The sequence below is a fragment of the Streptococcus intestinihominis genome, assembly GCF_046824975.1.
Lineage (GTDB): Bacteria > Bacillota > Bacilli > Lactobacillales > Streptococcaceae > Streptococcus.
This window is the reverse complement of sequence record NZ_JBKQBL010000001.1, coordinates 426,253-433,906: the sequence shown is the minus strand read 5'-3', so window position 1 is coordinate 433,906 and position 7,654 is coordinate 426,253. Positions and strand designations below refer to the sequence as shown.

The window sequence follows — 7,654 nt, the reverse complement described above, 5'->3', positions numbered from 1 at the left end:
GTCGAGATCACTTTAAAGAAAGAGCAATGGAACGTTTTGGGGTCGATGAAGAACAGTTGAAACGCTGGGTCAATCAACACGTGCCCTCGCTTCATCATTTTGATAGCAGTTTTGATCAACGACCCGATACGGAAGCCTACGTAGCAGAGGACGGTATCGTCTTTGTGTGTGATCTGAAGAATCGGGAATTTATTACTTGCTTCCAAGCGGTCAATTTGACGGTGGATGAAGAACAGAAGGAAGTCTGTCAAGACATTCATCGTGAGAATGTGCTCGCTTATAAGCATAGCCAGAGCAAGCTCCTGAATCGCTACCGGTTGAAAGAAGCCAAAGAATTGCTGGCCAATATTGATGAGCATGTCGATCGATTTTATAGCTTGTCTCAAACCCTTAAGAAGGGGGCGCTTAGCGATCGGAATTACCAGCACTTAGAAGAACTGCTAAATGAATTTCACGTGATCAAGGCGGCGATACGGGTGATTGAGAATAAGAAAAATGACTATCATACGGACTAGAGTCTCTTTAGCAAGCTGACAATCTAAGCTATCGTCTTTGGTCTTAATAAAGGGTCCTCCATCAGATGATGGAGGGCTTTTGTTTGGTCTGACTTTTGAAAAAATCGTGAAAAAATAGTATAATGTTCTAGATATGCAAGAAATTTGCAAAACTGTAATTCGACTTGGTGAGCCAAGGACCGTAAGTATGAACCATCACATAAAGGAGAAAACATGAGTAACATTAAGTTGATTACTTTAGGTGGAGTCCGTGAAAACGGGAAAAACCTCTACATAGCTGAAGTAAATGACTCTATTTTTGTTTTGGATGCTGGTCTCAAGTATCCAGAAAATGAGCAACTAGGGGTCGATGTCGTTATTCCCAACATGGACTACCTCTTTGAGAATAGCGATCGTATCGCAGGAGTCTTTTTAACGCACGGGCATGCGGATGCCATCGGAGCCCTTCCTTATCTTTTAGCGGAGGCTAAAGTTCCCGTATTTGGGTCAGAGTTGACCATCGAGTTGGCCAAGCTCTTTGTCAAGAGCAATGATAGTGTCAAGAAGTTCAATGACTTCCATGTGATCGATACCAACTCAGAGATTGATTTTGGAGGAACGGTTGTTTCCTTCTTCCAGACAACCCACTCTATTCCAGAAAGTTTAGGAATTGTCATCAAGACTTCTGAAGGAAATATCGTCTATACCGGAGACTTTAAGTTTGACCAGACAGCGAGTGAGTTTTATGCGACAGACTTTGCTCGTTTGGCAGAGATTGGACAAGAAGGCGTCCTCGCTCTCTTGAGTGACTCTGCCAATGCTGATAGTAAGATTCAAGTGGCTAGTGAGCAAGAGGTCGGGGATGAAATCCTAGATACCATTGCTGACTGGGATGGCCGTATCATTGTAGCCGCTGTTGCAAGTAACCTATCACGGATCCAGCAAGTCTTTGACGCAGCTGCAGAGACAGGGCGCCGGGTTGTTTTGACTGGATTTGACGTAGAAAATATTGTCCGGACAGGGATTCGTTTAAATAAACTGTCTTTGGCCAACGAAAAAATATTGATCAAGCCAAAAGAAATGCCTCGTTTTGAGGATCATGAATTGATTATTCTTGAAACGGGGCGGATGGGTGAACCTATCAACGGCCTCCGTAAGATGTCCATTGGCCGTCACCGCTATGTTGAAATTAAGGATGGCGACTTGGTCTATATCGTAACAACTCCATCTATCGCCAAAGAAGCGGTTATGGCACGTGTAGAAAATATGGTCTATCAAGCAGGCGGAGTCGTAAAAGCGATTACTCAAAGCTTGCGTGTATCAGGACACGGAAATGCGCGTGATCTTCAATTGATGATCAACCTCCTTCGTCCGAACTATCTCTTCCCAATCCAAGGGGAATACCGTGAATTGGATGCCCATGCACGGCTTGCGATGGAAGTGGGGATTTTACCTGAAAATATCTTCATTCCGAAAAAAGGCACCATCATGGAATATGACAATGGTGACTTCGTTCCTGCTGGTAGCGTCTCTGCTGGAGATGTCCTCATCGATGGGAATGCTATTGGAGATGTTGGAAATGTCGTGCTCCGTGACCGGAAAGTCCTTTCAGAAGATGGTATCTTTATTGTGGCCATTACCGTTAACCGTCGTGAAAAACGCATTATCTCGAAGGCAAAAGTTCACACCCGTGGCTTTATCTATGTGAAGAAGAGTCGCGATATCTTGCGCGAAAGTGCAGAGATTGTCAACCAAAGTGTGGAGGAATACTTAGCCCAGGACAGCTTCGATTGGGGCGAGCTCAAGGGTGCTGTTCGTGATAGTTTGGCCAAGTACCTCTTTGACCAGACCAAACGTCGACCAGCTATCTTGCCAGTCGTCATGGAAGTACGCTAGGATTAAGATAAGAGGAAAAGTCGATCGTCGGCTTTTTCTTATCAAGGAATAAAGAAATAGTGAGGAAAGATAGATGGCAGTAATGCAGATTGAATACTATTCAGAAGCGCTCGCAATGGAGTGGGGTATCAACGTCCTCTACCCAGATGCGTCTCGGGTGGAAAATCCAGATGATCAAGATATCCCGGTCCTCTATCTCCTTCATGGGATGAATGGCAATCAGTACTCCTGGTTGAAACGGACCAATGTGGAACGGATCCTACGTTCGACCAATTTGATTGTCGTCTTGCCTAATACCAATAATGGTTGGTATACGGATACCCAGTATGGCTATCCCTACTACACAGCCATCGCAGAGGAATTGCCTAAGACCTTGGCACGCTTCTTCCCCAATATGACCAAGAAGCGGGAGAAGACCTTTATTGCTGGTCTATCGATGGGGGGCTATGGATCTTTCAAACTGGCCCTTCAAACCAATCGCTTCTCGCATGCTGCTAGTTTTTCTGGTGCTCTTAGCTTTGAGGGACGTCAACTAGCAGATACCGACCTTGGCAGTAAGGCTTATTGGCAAGGGGTCTTTGGAGAGTTAGAAGATTGGACGACGAGTCCTTACTCCTTGGAAAGCATTGCTGAGAAGTACTCAGATAAAAAGACGGTCTTATGGGCGTGGTGTGGCGAGCAGGATGCTCTGTATGAGGCCAACAATACAGCTGTGGATCATCTGAAGGACCTCGGTTTTGATATCACCTACAGCCATGGACCAGGAAAACATGAATGGTTTTATTGGGAGCGGGAGTTGGAGCATTTCTTAGCAACCCTGCCAATTGATTTTGAACTAGAAGAACGACTCGATTAGGAAGCTACTCATGCAGAGATGTGCTATAATAGAGTGAAAAGTGCCTGGGCCAGTTAGAAGAGAAGCCCAGAATCAATGAACAATTAGGAGAAACATACGTGACTAAAGATATTCGTGTGCGTTATGCACCAAGTCCAACCGGACTACTACACATCGGAAATGCTCGTACAGCATTGTTTAACTACTTGTATGCGCGCCACCATGGTGGAACCTTTATCATCCGTATCGAAGATACGGACCGTAAGCGCCACGTCGAAGACGGCGAACGTTCCCAGCTGGAAAACCTTCGTTGGTTGGGCATGGACTGGGATGAAAGTCCAGAGACGCATGAAAACTACCGCCAGTCTGAGCGTTTGGAACTCTATCAAAAATATATCGACCAACTCTTGGCCGAAGGGAAAGCCTACAAGTCTTACGTTACAGAAGAAGAGTTGGCAGCAGAGCGTGAACGCCAAGAAGCAGCGGGTGAAACACCTCGCTACATCAACGAATACCTCGGCATGAGCGAAGAAGAAAAAGCAGCTTATATCGCAGAACGCGAAGCAGCAGGAATCATCCCTACGGTTCGCTTGGCAGTTAATGAGTCTGGTATCTACAAGTGGCATGATATGGTCAAAGGTGATATCGAATTTGAAGGTGGTAATATCGGTGGGGACTGGGTTATCCAAAAGAAAGATGGTTACCCAACTTACAACTTTGCCGTTGTCATCGATGACCATGACATGCAAATCTCTCACGTCATCCGTGGAGATGACCACATTGCTAATACACCAAAACAGCTCATGGTTTATGAAGCGCTTGGATGGGAAGCTCCAGAGTTCGGTCACATGACCTTGATCATCAACTCTGAAACTGGTAAGAAGTTGTCTAAACGCGATACCAACACTCTTCAATTTATCGAAGATTACCGTAAGAAAGGTTACCTTCCAGAAGCAGTCTTTAACTTTATCGCCCTTCTTGGTTGGAACCCTGGTGGGGAAGACGAAATCTTCTCTCGTGAAGAACTCATCAAGCTTTTTGATGAAAACCGCCTTAGCAAGTCTCCAGCAGCCTTCGACCAGAAGAAAATGGACTGGATGAGCAATGAGTACATTAAGAATGCGGATCTTGCGACCATCTTTGAAATGGCCAAACCATTCCTCGAAGCAGCAGGACGCTTGACAGATAAGGCTGAAAAATTGGTGGAACTCTACAAACCACAAATGAAGTCAGTGGATGAAATCGTACCATTGACAGACCTTTTCTTCTCAGATTTCCCAGAATTGACAGAAGCTGAGAAAGAAGTCATGGCTGGTGAAACGGTTCCGACTGTACTTGAAGCCTTCAAAGCGAAACTTGAAGCTATGTCAGACGAAGAGTTTGTGGTAGAAAATATCTTCCCACAAATCAAAGCGGTCCAAAAAGAAACTGGTATCAAAGGAAAAAATCTCTTCATGCCAATCCGTATCGCCGTTTCAGGGGAGATGCATGGTCCTGAATTGCCAGATACCATCTACTTGCTTGGACGTGAGAAATCCATCCAACACATTGAAAAAATGTTGGAAGAAATTGCAAAATAGGAACCAGCTTTTGAAACCATGCTGTTCATTTTTAAAAAGTCATCGATTCGATGGCTTTTTTGCTGAGATAGAGCATAGATTTAGCCAAAATGATTGAAAATAGGATTCAATCATGTATAATCAAGAGAGAATAATTTTTGAGGAGAGAGGGGCATCCTTACCTTGCTGAAGAAAACATGGAATAGAGTGACGAGATTTAAATTAATAAAATCGGGGAAACATTGGATTCGAGTAGCCTGTTCGAATGCTTCTTTTTTGCGAGCTAAAAAAGGAAAAGATGTTTCCAATCATTCTAGTATGGATGCTCCAAGCTCCATAGCCTTAAAAGGCTTGATTGCTGCTGGATCCATTATGGGTGCGACGTCAATTGCGCATCCAACGGATGCTGACGAGCTAGCAGGTCCAACTTTGCAGTCAGAAGTGGATTCGGAAGTGGGCGTAGTAGGTAAGGATAGCTTGGTGTTGAGCAGTGTGGAACAGTCGTTAACGACCAGTCTGTCTACGAGCGAGTGGTCTCCATCAGAGTTACAGAGTGATTCCCTTTCTACTACATTATCTACGACGAGTTCAGCAGTGCCCTCTACTTCAATAGCGGAAGCTAGCGTCCTTTCAAATGGGGACCAAGAGTCTGTAGCCGTCTCAGATCCTGCTCAGCATAAACAGCTTCAACGTATAGCTCAAGACCTTTATTCTTATATAGAGCAAGCGAAAGAATTGAAGGATGGAGAGGGACTTGTGTTGGAAGCGGAAGAAGCTCTGGAGGCCATCCGCAACCAATTAGCCAATCCGGGTCAAGATGGAGAAGTGACGCTCCTTCAGGCTAAGTCTGTTCGGAATCGCTTGGTCAATGCTGTGTTAAGAGAACAATCAGGGAAGAGAGATCCGCGTACAGGTAGTGCCTTAGAAGTGGACAGTGCTTTTCGTGCTCCTTTTGTCATGAGTGGTCCAGCAAATAATCATCTGATCACAGCTTATAATTCAGATCCAATTCGGTTGCAGTACATTGTGAGAGAGCAGAATGGTGGGGTCATTCTCACCTATATGGGTTATGCTCCCAACAGTGAACGGGTTGAGGGTGTTCTCGTTCCCAATGCAACCTTGAAATCACCTTTTGCTCCCATGTTGATCGAAGGGAAAGTCGGAGGCACAGAGGTTGTCGAACCCGGGAAGACGTATACGATAACCGTTCGTTTTACCAATGCTAGAAATCAGTTTCTCGATCGTTCTTTCCGCATTAAGGTCTTGCCTCAAAATGATGGCATTCGGAACCCAATTGCTCCAGTGACTTCTAATACTCAGGTGACTGATTTGACCAATCTGACTGAGTCTGAAAAAGCGCAGGTTTGGGAAAAGTTCAAAGTGGCAAATCCACGTCTGCTAGCGTCTAAAGACTTTAAGAGCTATTCAGTCTCTGCAACTGGAGAAATCACGGTTGTCTTCAAGGATTTGACGTCTAATACTGTGAAGGTACCTTTGACAGAGGATCCTCGCACGCAGTCGCTCTCAGTGAGTTATTCCCAGAGCGTATCTGAAGCGCAAAGTACTTCTCAAATGCGGTCACAATCGACCAAGTTATCAGAGTCTCTGTCTGAGAGCTATTCAGAATCGGAGAGTGCATCAACCTCACTCGCTGTTTCTCAAAGCATCTCGCTCTCTACAAGTCTCTCGGTATCAACAGCAGCATCTCAATCTTTGAGTGTTCTAGAATCAGAGAGCCTTTCGGAATCTGCTTCGGTTTCTGTTAGTGAGTCTAAATCAGTCAGTGCGGTGGTATCAGAGAGTCAGTCTGCATCAGTCAGCGAGTCAGAGTCATTAAGAATCTCTAAATCGATCAGTCAGTCTACTTCAGAAAGTACCTCCGAGTCGGTTTCAGGATCGTTGAGTACTTCGGTTTCTGCAAGCGAGTCTGTTTCGAGGTCTCAATCCGAATCTGTCAGCCAGTCTGCATCGGCAAGTGTTTTGGAGTCGGTTTCGGAATCGTTGAGTACCTCGGTTTCCACAAGTGCTTCCCTTTCGACCTCTGAATCCGATTCGCTTAGTCAGTCTATATCGGCAAGTGTTTCAGAGTCGGTTTCGGAATCGTTAAGCACTTCGGTTTCCACAAGTGCTTCCGTTTCGACCTCTGAGTCCGATTCGCTTAGTCAGTCTATATCGGCAAGTGTCTCAGGATCCGTCTCAGGATTCTTGAGTACTTCGGTTTCTGCAAGTGAATCTGTTTTGACTTCTCAATCCGAGTCGTTAAGTCAGTCTGCATCTGAGAGCCTGTTAGAGAGCGTCTCAGAGTCTTTGAGTACCTCAGTTTCCACAAGTGCTTCCGTTTCGACCTCTGAGTCCGAGTCGTTAAGTCAGTCAGTATCGGTAAGTATCTCCGAGTCTGTTTCAGAATCGTTGAGTACCTCGGTTTCTGCAAGTGAATCTGTTTTGACTTCTGAATCCGAGTCGGTTTCGGAATCGTTGAGTACCTCGGTTTCCGCGAGTGAGTCCGTTTCGACCTCTGAGTCCGAGTCGTTAAGTCAGTCGGTATCGGAAAGCATTTCAGAGTCTGTCTCAGAATCGTTGAGTACTTCGGTTTCTGCAAGTGAATCTGCTTTGACTTCTCAATCCGAGTCGTTAAGTCAGTTTGCATCTGAGAGCCTGTCAGAGAGTGTCTCAGGATCGTTAAGCACTTCGGTATTAAAAAGTGATTCCGTTTCGACCTCTGAGTCCGAGTCGTTAAGTCAGTCTACCTCGGCAAGTGTTTCCGAATCCGTCTCAGAATTCTTGAGTACCTCCGTTTCGACAAGTGATTCCGTTTTGACCTCTGAGTCCGAGTCGTTAAGTCAGTCTGCATCAGAAAGTGTTTCAGAGTC

The 7,654-nt window shown here is 45.4% G+C and carries 5 protein-coding genes; all 5 read left to right on the top strand.

Annotated elements, in window-relative coordinates; genetic code table 11:
- The coding region (locus tag ACLOR3_RS02270; protein ID WP_412036952.1) for a hypothetical protein at nucleotides 1-515 on the top strand (515 nt) is incomplete at its 5' end.
- 213 nt (nucleotides 516-728) lie between these two features.
- Complete coding sequence (locus ACLOR3_RS02265; RefSeq protein WP_411400122.1) at nucleotides 729-2,390, top strand: ribonuclease J; 1,662 nt, start codon at nucleotides 729-731, stop codon at nucleotides 2,388-2,390.
- Nucleotides 2,391-2,463: 73 nt separating this feature from the next.
- Nucleotides 2,464-3,246 (top strand): alpha/beta hydrolase, encoded by a 783-nt coding sequence (locus tag ACLOR3_RS02260; protein WP_129822526.1) that lies wholly within the window; start codon nucleotides 2,464-2,466, stop codon nucleotides 3,244-3,246.
- A 98-nt stretch (nucleotides 3,247-3,344) separates the two neighbouring features.
- Nucleotides 3,345-4,805 (top strand): glutamate--tRNA ligase, encoded by a 1,461-nt coding sequence (gene gltX, locus ACLOR3_RS02255; protein ID WP_411400120.1) that lies wholly within the window; start codon nucleotides 3,345-3,347, stop codon nucleotides 4,803-4,805.
- A gap of 186 nt (nucleotides 4,806-4,991) precedes the next feature.
- Nucleotides 4,992-7,654, top strand: a 2,663-nt coding sequence (locus tag ACLOR3_RS02250; RefSeq protein ID WP_412036951.1) for a KxYKxGKxW signal peptide domain-containing protein, incomplete at its 3' end; no start/stop codon positions are given.